19 protein-coding genes are annotated in these 19,052 nt (G+C 34.1%); 11 read left to right on the top strand and 8 right to left on the bottom strand.

Annotated elements, in window-relative coordinates:
• Positions 1-91: 91 nt before the first annotated feature.
• Positions 92-1,054: a Gfo/Idh/MocA family protein gene (locus FB551_RS09455; protein WP_142016999.1), complete on the bottom strand. Its 963-nt coding sequence runs from the start codon at positions 1,052-1,054 to the stop codon at positions 92-94.
• A gap of 134 nt (positions 1,055-1,188) precedes the next feature.
• On the opposite strand from FB551_RS09455, the gene FB551_RS09450 reads away from it, so the two are divergent.
• The 4 genes from FB551_RS09450 to FB551_RS09435 all read left to right on the top strand — a co-directional run bounded on the left by FB551_RS09450 (position 1,189) and on the right by FB551_RS09435 (position 4,285).
• The gene (locus tag FB551_RS09450; protein WP_142016997.1) at positions 1,189-1,836 is read left to right on the top strand and encodes a hypothetical protein; all 648 of its coding nucleotides are present in this window, start codon (positions 1,189-1,191) and stop codon (positions 1,834-1,836) included.
• Positions 1,837-1,939: 103 nt separating this feature from the next.
• Positions 1,940-2,590, top strand: coding sequence for a protein-L-isoaspartate(D-aspartate) O-methyltransferase (locus FB551_RS09445; RefSeq protein ID WP_047433584.1), 651 nt, complete (start codon positions 1,940-1,942; stop codon positions 2,588-2,590).
• Between the two features lie 365 nt (positions 2,591-2,955).
• Positions 2,956-3,942 (top strand): 2-hydroxyacid dehydrogenase, encoded by a 987-nt coding sequence (locus FB551_RS09440; RefSeq protein ID WP_142016995.1) that lies wholly within the window; start codon positions 2,956-2,958, stop codon positions 3,940-3,942.
• Positions 3,943-3,991: 49 nt separating this feature from the next.
• On the top strand, positions 3,992-4,285 hold the full coding sequence (locus FB551_RS09435) for a hypothetical protein (protein ID WP_047433582.1): 294 nt from the start codon (positions 3,992-3,994) through the stop codon (positions 4,283-4,285).
• Between the two features lie 114 nt (positions 4,286-4,399).
• On the opposite strand, the gene FB551_RS09430 is transcribed toward FB551_RS09435, so the two are convergent.
• Positions 4,400-4,837, bottom strand: coding sequence for an endonuclease domain-containing protein (locus tag FB551_RS09430; protein ID WP_142016993.1), 438 nt, complete (start codon positions 4,835-4,837; stop codon positions 4,400-4,402).
• A gap of 274 nt (positions 4,838-5,111) precedes the next feature.
• Here FB551_RS09430 and FB551_RS09425 point away from each other — a divergent pair, with 274 nt between their 5' ends.
• From FB551_RS09425 to FB551_RS09415, 3 genes are all read left to right on the top strand, one after another.
• Positions 5,112-7,097 carry a urocanate hydratase gene (locus FB551_RS09425; RefSeq protein ID WP_142016991.1) on the top strand — a complete coding sequence of 662 codons (1,986 nt, stop codon included), beginning with the start codon at positions 5,112-5,114 and terminating at the stop codon, positions 7,095-7,097.
• Positions 7,098-7,111: 14 nt separating this feature from the next.
• Positions 7,112-7,654 (top strand): Crp/Fnr family transcriptional regulator, encoded by a 543-nt coding sequence (locus tag FB551_RS09420; RefSeq protein WP_142016989.1) that lies wholly within the window; start codon positions 7,112-7,114, stop codon positions 7,652-7,654.
• A 377-nt stretch (positions 7,655-8,031) separates the two neighbouring features.
• Positions 8,032-8,793 (top strand): MBL fold metallo-hydrolase, encoded by a 762-nt coding sequence (locus tag FB551_RS09415; RefSeq protein ID WP_142016987.1) that lies wholly within the window; start codon positions 8,032-8,034, stop codon positions 8,791-8,793.
• A gap of 237 nt (positions 8,794-9,030) precedes the next feature.
• On the opposite strand, the gene FB551_RS09410 is transcribed toward FB551_RS09415, so the two are convergent.
• From FB551_RS09410 to FB551_RS09395, 4 genes are read right to left on the bottom strand one after another with little or no spacing between them, the layout of a single operon-like run.
• The gene (locus tag FB551_RS09410; RefSeq protein WP_142016984.1) at positions 9,031-9,783 is read right to left on the bottom strand and encodes a hypothetical protein; all 753 of its coding nucleotides are present in this window, start codon (positions 9,781-9,783) and stop codon (positions 9,031-9,033) included.
• 3 nt (positions 9,784-9,786) lie between these two features.
• Positions 9,787-10,026 carry a hypothetical protein gene (locus tag FB551_RS09405; protein WP_142016982.1) on the bottom strand — a complete coding sequence of 80 codons (240 nt, stop codon included), beginning with the start codon at positions 10,024-10,026 and terminating at the stop codon, positions 9,787-9,789.
• 21 nt (positions 10,027-10,047) lie between these two features.
• Positions 10,048-12,528, bottom strand: coding sequence for a DEAD/DEAH box helicase (locus FB551_RS09400; protein ID WP_142016980.1), 2,481 nt, complete (start codon positions 12,526-12,528; stop codon positions 10,048-10,050).
• 3 nt (positions 12,529-12,531) lie between these two features.
• Positions 12,532-13,326 (bottom strand): Hachiman antiphage defense system protein HamA, encoded by a 795-nt coding sequence (locus FB551_RS09395; RefSeq protein ID WP_142016978.1) that lies wholly within the window; start codon positions 13,324-13,326, stop codon positions 12,532-12,534.
• A 393-nt stretch (positions 13,327-13,719) separates the two neighbouring features.
• Between FB551_RS09395 and FB551_RS09390 the strand changes: the two genes are divergently transcribed.
• Positions 13,720-13,956, top strand: coding sequence for a hypothetical protein (locus FB551_RS09390; protein WP_142016976.1), 237 nt, complete (start codon positions 13,720-13,722; stop codon positions 13,954-13,956).
• Positions 13,957-14,195: 239 nt separating this feature from the next.
• Here the strand turns inward: FB551_RS09390 and FB551_RS09385 are convergent, their stop codons facing one another.
• Together FB551_RS09385 and tpx are read right to left on the bottom strand one after the other, a co-directional pair.
• Positions 14,196-14,570: a helix-turn-helix domain-containing protein gene (locus tag FB551_RS09385; protein ID WP_047433574.1), complete on the bottom strand. Its 375-nt coding sequence runs from the start codon at positions 14,568-14,570 to the stop codon at positions 14,196-14,198.
• Positions 14,571-15,063: 493 nt separating this feature from the next.
• The gene (gene tpx, locus FB551_RS09380) at positions 15,064-15,633 is read right to left on the bottom strand and encodes a thiol peroxidase (protein ID WP_185097557.1); all 570 of its coding nucleotides are present in this window, start codon (positions 15,631-15,633) and stop codon (positions 15,064-15,066) included.
• Between the two features lie 286 nt (positions 15,634-15,919).
• Here tpx and FB551_RS09375 point away from each other — a divergent pair, with 286 nt between their 5' ends.
• From FB551_RS09375 to FB551_RS09365, 3 genes are all read left to right on the top strand, one after another.
• Positions 15,920-17,551: an NADP-dependent glyceraldehyde-3-phosphate dehydrogenase gene (locus FB551_RS09375; RefSeq protein ID WP_142016974.1), complete on the top strand. Its 1,632-nt coding sequence runs from the start codon at positions 15,920-15,922 to the stop codon at positions 17,549-17,551.
• Between the two features lie 155 nt (positions 17,552-17,706).
• Entirely contained in the window at positions 17,707-18,216 is a 510-nt protein-coding gene (locus FB551_RS09370; RefSeq protein WP_142016972.1) for an RNA polymerase sigma factor, read from the top strand.
• A gap of 10 nt (positions 18,217-18,226) precedes the next feature.
• A complete protein-coding gene (locus FB551_RS09365; RefSeq protein ID WP_047433570.1) occupies positions 18,227-19,042 on the top strand; it encodes a hypothetical protein in 816 nt (271 codons plus the stop codon).
• Positions 19,043-19,052: the final 10 nt, after the last annotated feature.

Raw genomic sequence — 19,052 nt, 5'->3', positions numbered from 1 at the left:
TACAGTAATAACATTAGAAATTAAAATGCTACCTCATAATCCCTTATAAGATAGCATTATATCTATTGCTGCTTAATAAGACAGCGAATTTTTAACTGATCAGTTTCATAATCTCTAAAGCCACTTTCAACGCTTCAGTTCCATCTTCAAGAGAAACTTCTACATTTTTGTCGCCAGTAATCGCATCAGCGAAAGAGTTTAATTCATCCAAAATAGCATTGTTGGACTGAATATTCGGGTATTCAAACAGGATCTGATTCTTTTCCCCATCTGCATTTTCAATGATCATATCAAATGGAGTAGGGTTTTCAGGAGCATCTTTCATTCTGATCACTTCAGCCTTTTTCTCAAGGAAATCTACAGAGATATAAGCATCTTTCTGGAAGAATCTGCTTTTTCTCATGGCTTTCATAGAAATTCTGGAAGTAGTAAGGTTAGCTACACAGCCGTTTTCAAATTCTATTCTTGCATTGGCAATATCCGGAGTTTTGCTTACCACACAAACACCGCTTGCGTGGATGTTTTTAACCTTAGATTTAGCCATACTCAATAGAATATCCAAATCATGGATCATAAGGTCCAATACTACAGAAACATCTGTCCCGCGGGGATTAAATTCTGCCAGCCTGTGGATTTCAATGAACATCGGATTGCTGATATACTCCTTAGTGGCAATAAAAGCCGGATTGTATCGCTCAACGTGTCCTACCTGTGCTTTGATTCCTTTTTCCTGGCACAAACGAAGAATTTCTTCTGCCTGCTCAAGAGTCTGGGTTACCGGTTTTTCAATAAAGAAATGAAGGCCTTTTTCAATCGCTTTTAAAGCATAATCATAATGATAAACTGTAGGAGTGACGATGTCAAGCATGTCAATCTGTTCAAGCAGTTCATCAAAATTTTCAAAATATTTATATCCGAATTCGGCTTCTAATTTCTTTCCGTTTTCAACATCTTTATCATGGAAACCTACAAATTCATATCGATCTGACTGATTAAGAAGTTTTAAATGTATTTTTCCCAAGTGTCCGGCACCTACCAAACCTGCTTTTAACATAGCTGTATTAAATTTTTGTAAAGATAGTGAATGTACATTTATAAAATACATGACTTTTCACTTGGAGATATTCAAGATGGAACCCCTTTATTCATTGGAGAAATTACAGTAAATTCACAGTCAGAAAAATAACTATGAAAAGAATAATTTCGATTTTATTCATCTTTGGATTATCTGCTGCAGGATGTATCGGAGATAGCCCATATGATCCGCAGGCGCAATGCGGAACTCCAACAAATCTGATATTTGACAAAGGAAATAACAAGCTTTCCTGGAGCTTTATAAGTCAGGGAGAAGGATATTTTGAAGTGCAGTATGGGGAACAGGGTTTCATTTTAGGAAAGGGAACTACAGTGGTCACCAACAAGTATTTTTATAACCTTCCTCTCTATAAAGACAACAAATATGATCTTTATGTGAGAAAAAATTGCGGAACAGCTGGTGGCCGGAGCAAGTGGGCGGGACCTGTTACCATTTTGGCCAGTACTACAACCACCTGCGTAAAACCAGAATATGCAACCTGTTCAAAAACAACCTCTTCTGCGAATTCTTCTATTTTTGATGCTACAGTGTCCTGGGAAAATGATGGAGTTTCTGCATACGAAACTGTGTTGACCACCAGTTCTGCTCCTCCTGCAAGCGGAGATCTGGTATTTGCAGGTCAAAAAGCCATCTATGCAGGGCTAAGTAAAACAGTGACTTATAACTTTTTTGTGAGAAAAAAATGCGCTGATAATACCTTCAGTGATTTTTACGGACCTTATCCGATAAAGTGGAATTAAGAAATAATAATAAAGCAGTCATTTTTTGATTGTTTTATTTTTGTGGATAAATCTTTACTCCGATTTTTTTGAAATCTAATATCTAATTTCTTACTTTTGTGAAATGCAGGATTCGTTTGTACATAAAGGAAAAAGAAAGATTTTAGTCGAGTATCTTCGAAACAGAATTGGAATTTCAGACGAAAATGTACTTTCGGCAATGAGTGAAGTTCCAAGACACCTTTTTATTGAGAGTATTTTTGAAGATTTTGCCTATGAAGACAGAGCATTTCCCATTCTGGCTCATCAGACCATTTCCCATCCTTCTACGGTAGCAGAACAGTCTGAATTGTTGAAGGTAAAACCAGGTGAAAAAGTGCTGGAGATTGGAACAGGATGTGGATACCAGACCGCAGTTTTAATGGCGATGAAAGCTCATGTCTATACGGTGGAAAGGCAGAAAGATCTGTTTGATTTTTCTAAAAAGAAACTCAGAGAACTTCATCTGTTTCCTAAATTTCAGAGTTTTGGAGACGGTTTTGCAGGGCTTCCTACTTTTGCTCCTTTCGACAAAATCATTGTAACCTGCGGCGCTTCCACACTGCCTACAGAACTTTTAAAACAACTGAATGTCGGAGGAATAATGGTGATTCCATTAGGCCCAACAGACGAACAGGTCTTATACAGATTTACAAAAGTAAGCCCAACAGAATTTGAAAAGGAAGAATTTGGAGCTTATAAATTTGTTCCGATGCTTGGTAATACAAATCAATAGCAACTTATCTCTAAAAGTGTGTCATTCCGAATAAAATACAATGCAGTGAAGAATCTCATACAGTTTCGTCAATGAGATTATTTTTCATTCAGAACAGCAAAATCTAGATAATTTGACTTTTAAAGAACCTTTTTTATTAATAAAATTCATTTGGATTTAATCAAATTTAAAATTTTTTAACTTCATTTCGGAATGAAAATTGATAGAATTAAAATCCTCAGTATACAATCACCATCACAGAAAATAAAATAGATCTTGAATAAAGCATTCAGATGAAAAGAGATAATTTTTTTAATATTAAAGTTCAATAACCTTACTTTTTGCGAGTGAGGTTTTTTTATTTAAAATCATTAAACAACAGTACAATGAAAGTTTTTATCAATAAAAGAATTCCAGAAACAGGAATTGATATGCTAAAAGAAGCAGGTCTGGAACTTATATTCCCGGAAAAAGAAAATCTTTCTTACGAAGAATGGCTTGGCTACTGTAAAAATGCAGATACCATTCTCAATGTAGGTGGAGATTTCAAATATGATAAGAATTTTTTTGATGCCTGCCCGAATATCAAAGCCATTGCTTTATATTCTGTAGGATTTGATCATGTGGACATTAAAGAAGCTACCCAAAGAAATATTCCGATAGGAAATACTCCGGATGTTTTGAGCAGGGCTACTTCGGATGTCGCTTTTTTACTGATGCAGTCTGTGGCAAGGCGGGCAAGCTATAATTTTCAGAAAGTAAAAGATGACAATTGGGGTACGTTCGACCCTTTACATGCTTTGGGACAGGAATTGTATGGGAAAACACTGGGGATTTTTGGATTAGGACGTATCGGTTATGAGATGGCCGAAAAATCAAAAAAGGCTTTTGGAATGAATATTATCTACCATAACCGCCATCAAAATGAAGAAGCAGAAAAGGAGTTGGGAGCAACTTATGTTTTTTTCGAAGAACTGATTCAGAGATCAGATGTATTAAGTGTACATGCTAATTTCACGCCTGAGCAGAAAGAATTATTCAACTATTCTATATTTGAGCAGATGAAACCAAACGCTATTTTCATCAATACAGCAAGAGGAGGTTTTCACAACCAAAAAGATCTGTATCAGGCACTTGTAGATAAGAAAATCTGGGGAGCTGGTCTGGATGTTACCAATCCGGAACCAATGTCTGCGGATGACCCTATTCTTGGGCTTTCCAGTGTTTGTATTCTGCCACACATCGGCTCTGCAACTGTTGAAGCACGAAACGGAATGGCCAGACTGGCTGCAGGAAATATTATCGCCTTTTCAAAAAATGAGAAAATGCCAAATTGTGCAAATCCTGACGTTTATTCTCATCAATCATCATAACTTGGAATTATTTTTGTTCTGATGATATAAACCTAAAATCTTAAATAGTATGGCACCAGAGAAAAATATTAATGAACAAAACAAGAGGTTAGAACAGATGGATTATAACCCCAGTGAAGATATATTTAAGAGAGAAAAACATATTTCGCTCGATGGCGACGGAAATCCAATTCTGGATGAAGAATTTGACGATGATAAAATTGATAAAGGGCTAGACATTCCCGGAGCTGAGGACGATGATGAAATGGAAGAAATAGGAGAGGAAGATGAAGAAAACAACTACTGGAGTCTCAGCGATAATGAAGATGACCATGAAGAAGAAAATGATGATGTTTTAACCTAAATTTTAACGATACAAAAACCAGCCTTATTGAATTTCAGTAAGGTTTTTTTATGTTGAATATCAACTCATATCCGTAAGAACAATTCCCCTCCATCGGAGGGGTAGATTCAAAAATTAAAGAATTTTTGAAGACGGGGTGGTTCCATAATGCAGCACAATAAAATCCTCCAACTCCTTCATCACCAGACTCAGATTATTCCTTACATCAAAATCACTTATTCTGAAAACCAATAATCCCAATGACTCCAGATATTTCTGCCTTATGCTGTCATAAACTTCTTTTTCATCATGGCTTGAACCATCTATTTCAATGATGAGACCTAATCTTTTGACATAAAAATCAACAATATAGTTTCCAATAATCCTTTGTCTGTCAAAATCAATGGTATAAAATTTTTTTGCACGGACTTTCTTCCAGAAGATTACTTCTCCCAGAATCCGAGCCTTGCGTTTTTCTTTTAATAATACTTTTAAATGGTGATTGTAGGGCAGATTTTCAACGAAATTCCTGCGGATAGAAATTCCGTTGATAGTAGTAAGGATTTCTTTCATTGTTGTGTTTTGACCACCCTCTTTCAAATTTGTTAACTTTGAAATCCACCCCTCCGGGGGAGGGGAATTGAGGTGTATTTATTCAAATATAGTATTAATATCAAATTGTGAGATATCCGGATTCAATAATTTTGCTTAAACCTTAAACCTTAAACCTTAAACCTTAAACCTTAAACCTTAAACCATTCTTCTTTCCCCTCTTGCCTATATTTCCTATTTTGAATATCTTTAAAACTTCAAACATTGTTTAAAACATAGACCTTTAAATAGTAATATGACATTTCAAGAACAGATACAGCAGGGGATTCCTGATCAGCTGCCACAACCCAAACCATATGAGACGAATATCAACCATGCTCCGAAGCGTAAAGAAATTTTAGGAGAAGAAGAGAAAAAACTGGCATTGAAGAATGCTTTACGTTATTTTGATCCTCAGTTTCATGCAGAGCTGATTCCTGAATTTAAACAGGAACTGGAAGACTACGGAAGGATTTATATGTACCGTTTCCGTCCGGATTATGAAATGAAGGCAAGACCTATCACAGATTATCCCGGAAAGTCTGAGCAAGCCAAAGCCATTATGCTGATGATTCAGAATAACCTGGATTATGCCGTGGCCCAGCACCCTCACGAACTGATTACCTATGGTGGAAACGGAGCGGTTTTCTCAAACTGGGCACAGTATCTGTTGACAATGAGATATCTGTCGGAAATGAATAATGATCAGACATTGGTGATGTATTCAGGACATCCGATGGGATTGTTCCCGTCTCATAAAGATGCACCAAGAGTGGTTGTAACGAATGGTATGATGATCCCTAACTATTCAAAACCGGATGATTGGGAGAAGTTCAATGCATTAGGGGTTACCCAGTATGGACAGATGACTGCAGGAAGTTATATGTATATCGGCCCTCAGGGGATTGTTCACGGAACAACGATTACGGTGCTAAATGCTTTCAGAAAAATCAAAAAAGAGCCTAAAGGAGGACTTTTTGTAACTTCAGGATTAGGTGGAATGAGTGGAGCTCAGCCAAAAGCAGGAAATATAGCAGGCTGTGTTACGGTATGTGCAGAAGTGAACCCTAAGATCACAAAAATCCGCCACGATCAGAAATGGGTGAATGAAATCCATGAAGATCTTGATGAATTGGTTAAAAGAGTAAGAGAAGCACAGGCTAACAAAGAAACTGTGTCTTTGGCTTACCTTGGAAATATTGTTGAAGTTTGGGAAAAATTTGATCAGGAAGATGTAAGAATTGACATCGGATCAGATCAGACTTCACTTCACAATCCTTGGGCGGGTGGTTACTATCCTGCCGGACAAAGTTTTGAAGAATCTAATACCATGATGGCTGAAAATCCTGAATTATTCAAAGAAAAAGTTCAGGAAACATTGAGAAGACATGCTGCAGCGATCAATAAACATACCGCAAAAGGAACCTATTTCTTCGACTACGGAAATGCCTTTTTACTGGAAGCTTCCAGAGCCGGTGCTGATGTAATGGCAGAAAATCCGACATTAGGAAGAGAATTCAGATATCCGAGTTATGTACAGGATATTATGGGGCCTATGTGTTTCGATTATGGTTTCGGACCATTCCGTTGGGTATGTTCCAGTGGAAATCCGGAAGATCTGCAGAAAACGGATGATATCGCATGTGCAGTATTGGAGGAAATGGTTAAAAATTCTCCGGAAGAGATTCAGCAGCAGATGAAAGACAACATCCAGTGGATCAAAGGAGCACAGGAAAATAAACTGGTGGTAGGTTCCCAGGCCAGAATCCTTTATGCAGATGCAGAAGGAAGAATGAAAATTGCAGAAGCCTTCAATAAAGCTATTAAAAACGGAGAAATCGGACCTGTAGTATTAGGTAGAGATCACCACGATGTTTCAGGGACAGATTCTCCTTACAGAGAGACTTCCAATATCTATGACGGATCAAGATTTACGGCAGATATGGCCATTCACAACGTGATTGGAGACAGTTTCCGTGGAGCTACATGGGTGTCTATTCACAATGGTGGTGGAGTAGGCTGGGGCGAAGTGATCAACGGTGGTTTCGGAATGCTCCTTGACGGAAGTGATGATGCCGACAGAAGATTAAAATCCATGCTTTTCTGGGACGTAAACAACGGAATCTCAAGAAGAAGCTGGGCGAGAAACGAAGGCGCTGTTTTCGCTATTAAAAGAGCGATGGAAGCAGAACCTAATCTGAAAGTAACGCTTCCAAACCTTGTAGACGAAAATTTACTATAATATAAAATTCAGCATTGGCAACGATCAACAAAAAACTGTTTTCACACCTGAACGTAGAGGATAGTGATCCTGTATGGGAGAAGTTTGCTGAGGTTGAATTTTCAAAGAAAAACATATTTACTGACAACAAAGCCTATCTTGTAGAAGATGGGCTTGTCCGTAAATATTACATCAACAGCACTTCGGATATTGATACCGAAATCTGTGCAGAATTTTACTTTCCCGGTGATATTTTCACTGTAGAAGAAAAAAACTCCGGTGCCGTTTACGAATCCATCAATAAAGGATTGGCATGGGAGATTACCTTGGATGAAGTGAAAAACCTGTTTGCTGTAAATCCACACTGCCGTTTCGTGCAGAATTACTATCTGAGCAGAAAACTTAGTGCTGCGATGAAAAGAGAAATGCTCCTGCTGAAAAACACTCCACAGGACCTCTATGAATACTTGCTCAAGAACAAACCTCATTACATTCAGAATATTCCTCTGAAATACCTGGCCTCTTATATTGGTATTACGCCAATCTCTTTAAGCAGAATTAGGAAAAGGATTTTGTAATAAGCTGGAAATTTGAAGATAATAAAAGAACTTACTAAGACTATATTATCTTGCAGAGTTTTTTTAACGCAAAGTTTCAATTTTAAATCCACATTATAAGTGAGCAAAGGATGAATCGATTTTCAATCGATTTGATGAAGCGTGCTCTTATCATTAGCTTGGACAACGGCTTTGCCGCCTTCTTTGCCCCCTTAGAATCTGCAGTTAATAAATAAAAACTTTGCGTTTATAAAATCCTTACTGTTAATTCAAAGAAAAGACAATAGAAACTGTAGAGAAATAATCAACTTCCATCTCCCATCCGTAAAACACTCCATTAATTATCTTTTGTTTATTGACTGGCCTTTCGTAAGTCTTTTCCTTTGCTAAAAAAGAATATGGAAATACAAAAATTAAACTGGGCAGGCATCCGCCTCACTTCACACAACAAAACCATCTTAATAGATGCTGTAGAAGATTTCTCTTACTATAAACCTGTTTTGGGAGATGCCGTAGAGAATCTTATAGAATTTTCAGACCATGTAAAGGCAGATTATATTCTGTTTACGCATATGCATCTTGATCATTTTGATAAAGGAGTGATTCGAAAATGCTTAAAAAAAGACGGTAAACTGATTGTCTATGCAGGACTGGAAACTGTTGTAAAAAAGTTGGTGGATGACGTAGAAATTATTGTTCTTGATCTTGATGAAACCTTCACAGAAAATAATATCACCTTCAAACCCGTATTTGCTATGGATGGAGTAGGAGAAATACAATCTTCCTGGATTGTCGATGATGGAACGACCAAAATATTTCATGGTGGAGATACCATCTGGCACAACCAGTTCTGGAAACTTGGAAAAGAAAATCCCAATATAAATTACGCTTTCTTACCCGTAAACGGCGTAGTAGTAAATTTTGAGATCATTGGATTAGAATACAGCCCAGTTCCCGCTTCCCTCAATCTGAAAGAAGCCTTTGCAGCAGCTCATCTTCTGCATGCCAAAAAGCTGGTACCCATCCATTACGGATTGTTTGCACATGAGAAATGCTACATCCCTCAGGTTTTTGATGAGCAGGATTTGAAAAACATTTCAGAGGAAGTAGGACAGGAGTATATGATTTTGAAAGATGGAGCAATGCTGGTAGAATCTTAACTGATATTTGTAAGGAAAACTGTCATTCTGAGTGAAATGCAATGGAGTGAAGAATCTCAATATCAATAGAAACGGGCTTTATTCCTATTAAGAGTAATGATCATGTTACTGATAATATAAAACCTGCTTCTCAGCAGGTTTTATATTTTTTATTGGTTCTTATTATTTATATAGGATTTTTTCTTAACGCAAAATTTGCAAATTCGAGCTAGTGATAATCTAGTCTAAGAATTTTATTTAATGTACATCCCCAGGATTAGAAGGGTTTACTAGATATATTAAAATAAATATTCCGGCCCAACCAATTGTTCGAATGGTAATTCCTTTTTTAATTGACCAATTGGTCTCGATCTGACCTTCAATCAATGAGGAGCCTACTATTGAAATAGATAATGCTAGTAACGCTTTAGTTAGAGTTAATTGCATACCATTAAAAGCTTTTCCAATAAATAACTCAGCAAATAAAATTATTGTAGCAGTCAGAATTAAAAGAGGAATTCCAACCCATAATTGTATTTGTAAATATTTTGTTTTCAATTTTTTAAATTTTAAATTAAAACCATCTGTTTTGATATTCCTTTTATTGAATTCAATTATAATTTTTTCCTTTTCTTTTTTAGAAAAAAAAGAACTTATAAATTTTTGAATTATATAAAATGAACTATCATTAATATTCCATGGTGGAAGGTTATATTTTTCAATCAGGATATCAATTATATCAATTAGCGTAAATGATGTGGTTAAATAATTTTCTATAGTTGCTTTAAAATCATTTTTTAAATCACTACTATAAAAAAAATCGTTTTTTTGATGACAGTCAGAAATACATTTATTTGTTTTTGACAACAAAGTTGAGAATGAAGTGATAAAATTATTTACAACCTTTTGTGCGTCATCATTATCTGAAATATTTTTATTTTGAACAATAAAATCTTTTAATAAAGTGTTTAGACTATTTTTTTCATCAAGTATTATCTGATTATAATCCATTTATTATTTGTTAATAATGTTTATAATCTGAGATAATAAATATTCAGTATCTGAAAAATCAACAGATTCTTTAATTAAATATGATATTTCATTTATGTATTTAAATAAAATATCTTTAGTTATAAATGTTAATTTAGAAAGCTTTTCAGCTACATTATCTAATTCGTTTTGATTTACACTTTCATATACTTTTTTTTCTTGAAAATATTTGATAAGTAATTGTTTGATTTGCTGTTTTTTCATGATAGTTTGATTTTATTATATTTATCGTTGATTTATATGAAACTTAATTTCAAATATTAAAATTTTATTCTCATTATTTAAATGCATTTCATCAATAATTTCATTATTTATAATAACTTCTTCTGTTATAGTATTTATTTGAATAAACTTAGAATATTGGATTTGAGTAATACACTTTGAGAGTTCAATAGAAAAACCATTTTTCAATAAAGTAATTAATTTTTTATCCGAAGTACCATACTTTATTTTATCATAAAAATCCAATTCAATAAGTCCTAATTCATTTATAATTTCAATGTATTTTAAAAGATTGAATTCTACGAAATCTTGCTCTTCTTTTATTTTTAGTATTGCTAAATTTACTCGTTGAGAATTATTCTTTTTTCTTAAATCAACATATAATTCTTTAATATCAGTGAAATTTCTTTTTTCTTCTCCCCATCTTTCACCAATATAAACTAGTAGTTCGGTATCTGTCAAAGATGACCAATGTCTCATAAAACTTCCAATCATTTCTTTAAACGAAGCACTTGAACTTCTCCAGCCCAGAATCATAGAATAAAAATTTCTTGCTGAGGAATTTTGTAAACGTTTAATATTATCTTCAAATATTTCAATATTTTTTAAGAATATAGAATATATTGCATACATTAATTGATTACAATCTCTTATTGTAGAAAACAGCTGCTTGGTGTAATCTAAAAGATTCTTATTGAGCATTTGTTCATTTGCTTTTATATCAAAGTCATAAATATTATTTTGATAACACAATTTTGCAATAATTGATGAAACGTATTCTACATTTACTAAATCGGTTGAATTAGGTTCAATATTTTCTAAGTATTCTAAGGATTTGTGTAATTCTGATGTGTCTTCAGGAGTTAAAGAATCTTCGTCTTTTAAAAAAAGATTATTGACTTCATCAACAATTTTTAATTCTATTCGAGCTCTTGACTTTATAAAATTTTCAATATTAGCTCTTCTATTTTCGTATTCACTTTTTATTATGAAAATATGTGGTTCCAAAAGTTCAAGATTGCCTTTTTCTTTATTGAATATTTCACTAAAACGATTTACTCTTCCAATTAGATTTTTGAATTGAGATATTGATAAATTTGATCTACCTTTTTTTGTTGATAATAAAAATATTTTTTCTGCCGGAATATTTACGCCTTCTAATAAGGTTGAGCTAGTAATTACAAAATTTAAATAATCTAATTTTGAAAAAACATTTTCAACATAAAGCCTAACAATTTCTGGCATGCCTCCATGGTGATAAACAATTCCTTTTCTTATACATTTTATTAAATTATATTCTGGATGTAAAAAGTCTGAAATTGTATTGATTAATTCACTTATATCAAAGTTTTTTTCCTCAAAGCTTTCAGCTAATTTTTGTGAAAAATCCTCTATATGCTTAGGACGATTCAGATATACAATATTTTTTGAAGCTTTTTCGTGCTTTAAAATTTCAATTGTATTTGTATAAGTATTCCCTGTGTTTATCAAAGAGTTAGAAAATTGATCATAAAGTAAAAGTTGCCCAGATGACTCAAAAACATTACATATATAGTATTTTTCTGATTTAATAAATTCATCTGTATCCCTAGATGATACCTCGTAATTCAATTGTCTTACTTTTAAATTTTCAGGGTTTGAAATAAATGGAGAGAAAAAATTAAAGTTTACATTGCTATTTCTAGCCTTCAAAATTATGATAGTTTGAGCTAGCAAAATTGATCTGCTATCATTTTTTTTATCTCCAAATAAATTATGAGCTTCGTCAATTAATACTAAATCAAAATTTAAAGATTCATTTTTTTGCAATAGTCTTAATAATCTTTCTTGTGTTAATACTGCAACGAATTCTTGCTCAGTTCCTTTGAACATTTCTGGGTGAGTAATTATCCTAGATAGTTCGTTATTAAAAGAATTATCTAATAGTCTTTTTTTTGTTTGTGATAAGAGTGCTTTACTTGGGACAATTATACAGATTCTTTTGTCTAGATTATCATAAACTTTATTAATAATAATTTCTGACTTACCATATGATGTTGGAGCGACTAAGACGAAACTAGAATTATTTTTTGTAGCAAATTCTATTAATTTTTTTTGACCATTTGAGATATAATAATTTTTTTCTTTAAAATTTTCTTTAAATGAAGAAAAGAATAGTCCAAAGAAATGTTCTTCAAAATCTTTATTAGATGAATGATTATTTTCGATAAACTTTGAAATGGGAATATAGCCTTTGTTTATTGCAAAATCATACAATGGTTTGTAATCTGAATATATATTAGAATAAGAAACAATAATTTTATATCCAAGCCTTTGTAAATTTGAATCTCCCCAATTTGAAAATATTATAGCGTTAGAAAGTAAATTAATAATTTCCTCTTCAGATAGATTTTGGCCTAGCTGAAGTTTTATATATGCATCATTAAAAAAAGTAGAATTCTGATTTTTTCTAAATTCATTTAGTGTTATTTCTTTTACTTTCATATGTTAAGAAATAATTAATTCATTGGATAAGAAATCTGCAACTGTTTCAAATGTATTTTTTTGTATTGAAATAATTTTAATTTCTTCAAATATATCTTCAAGTTTTGTCTTATTATAAAAAGAGACTTGACTGTTTTCATTTATACAATCAGAAATATTATGATATAAACTTGAAATTAGTATAACATTCTTTTTTTGTCTTGTTTTTAACTTTGGTGAATCCTTGGAAAGAAGTTTTTTTAAATCGAGCTTACCATTGTTTTGTTTTATCACTAAATCAACATCAATTAATGCACTTTCCCATAAAGAATTTCTTTTTTCTAGTATCATTGAATTAATACCGTTTTTTGCTCTATCTAAAAGAATTTGATTGTAAGTCGTGGAATCCTCCTTTCCAGTTTCACTTTTTCCTGATTTTACTTCCGCATACCATAATTTGTCACAATCAATTTCACAATAAATAATATCAAACCCTTTTTTAATACTTTTTTCTTCTTTATTTTTTAAAATTGATAGTGATGTTAAATTATTATCTGTATGATTTAGAAGGGTATGAGCCAGTAATTCTCCAATCATTCCTTTCTTTGTTTTATCGTCTTTTGGTCTATATCTTTCTAAAAAGGATTCTAATGTAAATTTATAAGAATAAAATTCGGGTAGTGAATCCGCTTCTGAAAATCCACTCCAAATACCCTGTAATTGATTTCTAATTATCTGTTTAAACTCATCTGAAAAATTATCGATTATATAGAGCGTGCAATTTGGCTTGTTTATTTGTCTTACTCCATCAATTAGCATTTTAATTAGATTTATTTAGTGTGACTATCAAATATATAAAACGAGTTTAATATTTATCTCCGTAGAAATACGGAAATTTTATCAAATATAAACTACATGATTTTTAAAACCTTACGGTATCCCGTAATCCCAAAAATCTCCCCACTTCAAAACACCCCCGTTTGTAACCACCCGATATTTCCTGAACTCTAAGACAATACTAAAACACCCCTCCCAAGCCCTCCATTTATTAAAAACAAGTATGTTTGGAACTTCCCAAGAACTTGGAAAGTCTCCTGCAAGTTGGGGGAAAGCTTCCAAGACCTCGGGAGGTTTGTTGCAAGTATGTTTGTAACCAAACAACTTTTTTCTATATTTGATCATTAATTTATTAATCCCAAAAAACACAAAAAAATGAAAATTGCCCTCACACAGCTGAGCACTAAAGATCTTGCGACTTTAGCTCAGAGAATTCTTTCTAATGTCCAATCCAGAAAATACCCTGTTATTAACAATCATCCTCTTGTAGGAGCTTTGACGTCTTCCTATACGGAATACGACAAGGTCTATACAAAGGAGGTCTACAGCGAAAAAGCTAAAGATGGGGTAATCGTAATTACTACAAAAAGAAAAAAATATAAAACAAATTAAGACTCTTTATTTTCCCACAGATTTCACAGATCTTTTCCTATTTATCTGCTTAATCCGCCTAATCTGCGAGAGAACATTGAGATTGCTTCACCTTCGGTTCGCAATGACAGTGGTAGTGTTGAAATTTTATCGGAGATAAAATCCTTGCGCCTTAAAACAGAAATTTTTAATATCATTTTGCGCCATTGCGTTGATCCCAACTACAATACAAAAAAACTCAGCAAATAGCTGAGTTTTTATTATTTTTTCTTAAGAGCATTTAGCTCCTCTTGTAATCTCTGGTTTTCTTTTTTTAGCATTTCTATAAGCTCTCTTTGGCTTTCGAGAAGAAATTCTGGAACATTGCAATAATAATTACCACTAACATTTCCTATATTGTTACTATTGGTATTATTTTCAAAATGATTGATCTGCTTTGCTTCCTCTTCTTCAAAGATTTCCTCTACGGGAACTTCCAGGAAACGGGCAATTTTTTCCCATTCATCATTGAAAATCTTTACATCTCCGCTTTCTTTTCTGCTGTAGTTAGAGACATCTGTAGCAATATATTCAGCGACTTGCTGTTGTGTGAAGCCTTTTCTTTTTCTTACATTACGTAGTTTTTCTTTTTGCATGACCCGTATTTTCTACAAATATGCAAAATTTTTGTTGGAGAATCGCAAGGGCATAAAGTTTTTATACTTCATTTGTCATTTTAAGGTGCAAGAACATTTCGTTTTTGCTTAATGTGAGGCTTTCAGTAAGTATTAAGTTATTTTTTTCCTACAGATCTCATAGATCTTTTCTTATTTATCTGCTTAATCCGCCTAATCTGAGAGAGAACATTGAGATTGCCTCACCTTCGGTTCTCAATGAAAGTGTGGTACCGTGAAATTTTATCGGAGATAAAATCCTTGCGCCTTACAACAGTCTTTTTAAATATCATTTTGCGCCTTAGCGTTTCCAACAACAAAAAAACTCAGCAATTTGCTGAGTTTTTTTTTGAACCATTAAGAGCATTGAAGTTGTTAAGATAAGTTAAGGGCAACATCAAAGATGTTTTTAAGCGTTGTGCTTCATCTTAATACTCTTAACTTTTTAAATCTACTTAATGGTTTAATGTATTTATTATTTCACAGCCGCAATAGCCGCTTCATAGTTCGGTTCCTGAGAAATATCCGGCACCTGTTCTTCATAGATGATATTTCCTGAAGGATCTATTACCACAACGGCTCTGCTCAGAAGCCCTTTCATTGGAGAATCTACCAGTTCCACCCCATAGTTCCATCCAAAATCGGAACGGAAATCTGAAAGCATCACTACATTTTTAATTCCTTCCGCACCACAGAATCTTTTCTGGGCAAACGGCAGATCTTTGGAAATACAAAGTACTACGGTGTTGGGAAGGTTTCCTGCCTCTTCATTGAAATGATGTACAGAAGCAGAACAAACACCCGTGTCTACACTTGGGAAGATATTCAGAATAACATATCTACCTTTGAATGAATCCAGTGTCTGATCATTCATATTGACATCTGTAAGGGTAAATTTGGGAGCAGGTTTATTCAGTGCTGGCAATTTGGCATAAGTATGAACTTCTTTTCCTCCCATTAAAACAGTATTGATTGCTTTAGATTTTTGAGCAAACCCCACTGCAGAGAAGAATAGCAGTGTGCTGCAAACTAATTTTGAAAACATGAAATTTATTTTTAAGCTAAATTATTCTTTTTTTAGGAGCTGAGATTAATTTTAATTCAAATAGATCGAATCTATTGTCAGATTGTTTCTTCTAAAATATTTTACCTCTACCTTTATGTTATAAAATGTAGTAGTTTCAAAGGTGTCATTCTGAATGAAATAGAATGTAATGAAGAATCTCATATAAAAATCAATAAAGATTCTTCCTTCGTCAGGATGACAAAAGTCAAATAATTTAAATTTTGAGACAATCTCAATCTTATCACATAAAAAAATAGAAAGATTTATGAGTTCAGAAAATACAGCATCATTTCATCACAACATTTTTAAAGGAGAAAACGAAATTCCGGAAGAATATAAAGTTCCGGTTATCCATCAGAGAACTTATCTTTTGAATGGGGAACTGGTAGAGTGGAACGGCGACGTCACTGAAATTTATTCTCCGGTATGCATCCCGACAGAACACGGACTGGAAAGAAAACTTCTGGGAAGCATCCCGAATATTGGTCCGAATGAGGCTATGGAAGTTCTTGAAGCCTGTGTAAAAGCTTATGATAATGGACTTGGTGAATGGCCTACCATGTCGGTGGAAGGACGAATCAAATGCATGCAGAAATTCGTCTATCTGATGATCCAGCAGCGAGATCTGGTTATCAAACTGCTGATGTGGGAAATCGGAAAAACACTTGCTGATTCTACCAAAGAATTTGACCGTACTGTAGATTATATCAATCAGACCATTGATGCTCTTAAAGATCTTGACAGAGAATCTTCCCGTTTTCAACAGGCAGAAGGAACCATTGCGCAGATCAGAAGAGCACCGCTGGGCGTGGTCTTAAGTATGGGGCCATTCAATTACCCTCTGAATGAGATTTTTACCACATTGATTCCTGCTTTGATCATGGGAAATACCATCCTGTTTAAACTTCCAAAGCACGGTGTTCTGGCTCATTATCCTTTGTTAAACGCCTTTAAAGAAGCATTCCCGAAAGGAACGGTGAATACATTATATGGAAAAGGATCAGAAATTATCACACCGATTATGGAAAGCGGAAAAGTGAATGTTCTGGCTTTTATCGGTTCAAGTAAAGTAGCTAACGGATTGAAAAAACTGCACCCGAAGGTAAACCGTTTAAGAGCGATCCTAAGTCTGGATGCTAAAAATGCAGCCATCGTTACTAAAAATGCGAATCTTGATGTAGCGGTAAGTGAGTGTATTTTGGGAGCACTTTCTTTCAACGGACAGCGTTGTACAGCATTGAAACTGATATTTGTCCAGAAAGAAGTGGCTCTGGAGTTTACAGAAAAATTGAGTGCTGCAGTTTCTTCGCTGAAGGCCGGGCTGCCATGGGAAAAAGATGTAAAAGTAACACCACTTCCGGAAGTCAACAAACCTGCTTATCTGAAAGAATGTATTGATGATGCCTTACAGAAAGGAGCTGCAGTGCTGAATGAAGATGGGGGCTATACAGATGAATCTTTTGTTTTTCCGGCCGTAGTGTATCCTGTAAACAGTGATATGAAGCTTTACCATGAAGAGCAGTTTGGTCCGGTGATTCCTGTTGTTCCGTTCGAAGATATAGAGGAGCCTATAGAATATCAGGTGAATGCTTCCCATGGGATGCAGGTAAGTATTTTCAGTGAAGATCCTCAGGAAGTAGCAAGACTGATTGATCCGTTTGTAAATCTTGTAAGCCGTGTCAATATCAACTGCCAGGCACAGAGAGGTCCTGATGTTTTTCCTTTCACCGGAAGAAAAGACAGTGCGGAAGGAACACTTTCCGTGTTTGATGCGCTCCGCTCATTCTCCATACGGTCTCTGGTGGCTGCAAAACTGACAGATTCCAACAAAGAGTTGCTGAATACGATTGTCAGAGAACATGATTCTAACTTTTTAAGCACAGATTATATTTTCTGATTCTGACTGATATTGTATTTAACATAAAATAAAAATCCTTAATAAACGCCTTGGTTTGTTGAGGATTTTTTTAACTTAATGCCGGAAATTAAAGTTTTGTGTTATAATAAGATAATGTTTTTTAGAAATATTATCTAAGGATCAGTGTGTAAATCATGTCTTCACCAGAAAAAGAATTTTTAGAGAAAATTGAAAAACACAAAGGTGTTGTTTTCAAGATCTCTAAAATGTATATGGATAATAAGGACGATCAGAATGACCTCTATCAGGAGATCATTTACCAGGCCTGGAAATCATACGGTGATTTTCAAAAGAGAAGTGATTTCTCCACATGGCTGTACAGAACTGCGCTTAACACAGCAATTGTTTTTTTGCGAAGTGAAAAAAAACGTAGTTTTATCCAAAATCAGAATATTGACGGGCTGAGTGCCCGGCAGGAACCTTATAATGATACGGATGATATGAATATGAAGCGGATGTATGAAGCCATCCATCAGTTAAGCCCCATTGATAAAGCCCTAATATTTTTCTTTTTAGAAGGCTTTTCGGGAAAAGAGATCGCTGTACAGCTCGGAATTACAGAAGTGAATACACGCGTAAAGCTGAAGAGGGCAAAAGAAAAGCTGAAAGAGATCATTATCAGACAGGGTACAGGTTCCTATTAAAAATAACACTATGGATTTAGAAAACTTTAAAGAACTTTGGAATAAAGATACAGGGCAGGAATCCCCTGAAATTTCTCTGGATAAACAGAAGGAAATACATTCTCCGCTGGAGATGCTGAAAGTGAATATGGAAACTGAATTCTGGCTGATGATTATAACATTGCCTTTGCTTTTAACAGGTGTTCCATCAGCTTCTGCTGATTCTAATATTAAAACGATTTCAGCATTTGTCACCATACTGACCGTGGCCATTATCGTTTATTTTTATTCCCGCTTCCTGAAATTGTATAAGCTGCTTAGAAAAAACAGTACGAATACAAATTACGACTTGTTTAATCTTAAGACGCAGCTTCTCATCTCGAAAGAGATTTATATTTCCTATTATATTGCTTATATTCCCCTTGGCTTTCTTTTATCTCTGATCCAGATCAATTTTCATTTTGATAGAGAGTATAACCTGGCTATTTTCGGGATCAGTCTTCTGATTACTCTTCTGTTGATCGCTTTTATCATCAAATACTGGATCTATTATATGTACGGAAGGTATATTGATGATGTGGTACGTTTGGTAGATGAACTTAACGGAATTGAAGTAAGTCCAAAACCTGAAAAGAGAAAAACGTGGTTTGAACGCTCACAGACATTTTTTATGAATAAAATGGGGATTAAAGGAAATGTCCTGAATACCGTCATATGGTTTGTATCCATGTATTTTTTTATCATTTTATTTCTGACAATTGTTCTTTTGATCATTATCATAGTAGGCGCAAAACTTGATTTTCTTGATATCGGTTCATTGCAGAGAGCTTTAAATAAACTGAATTAGATAATCCTAT

It is taken from the genome of Chryseobacterium aquifrigidense, assembly GCF_006716485.1.
Lineage (GTDB): Bacteria > Bacteroidota > Bacteroidia > Flavobacteriales > Weeksellaceae > Chryseobacterium > Chryseobacterium vietnamense.
Note: the sequence above shows the minus strand (reverse complement) of the source record. Positions and strands in the feature narration are given on the sequence as shown.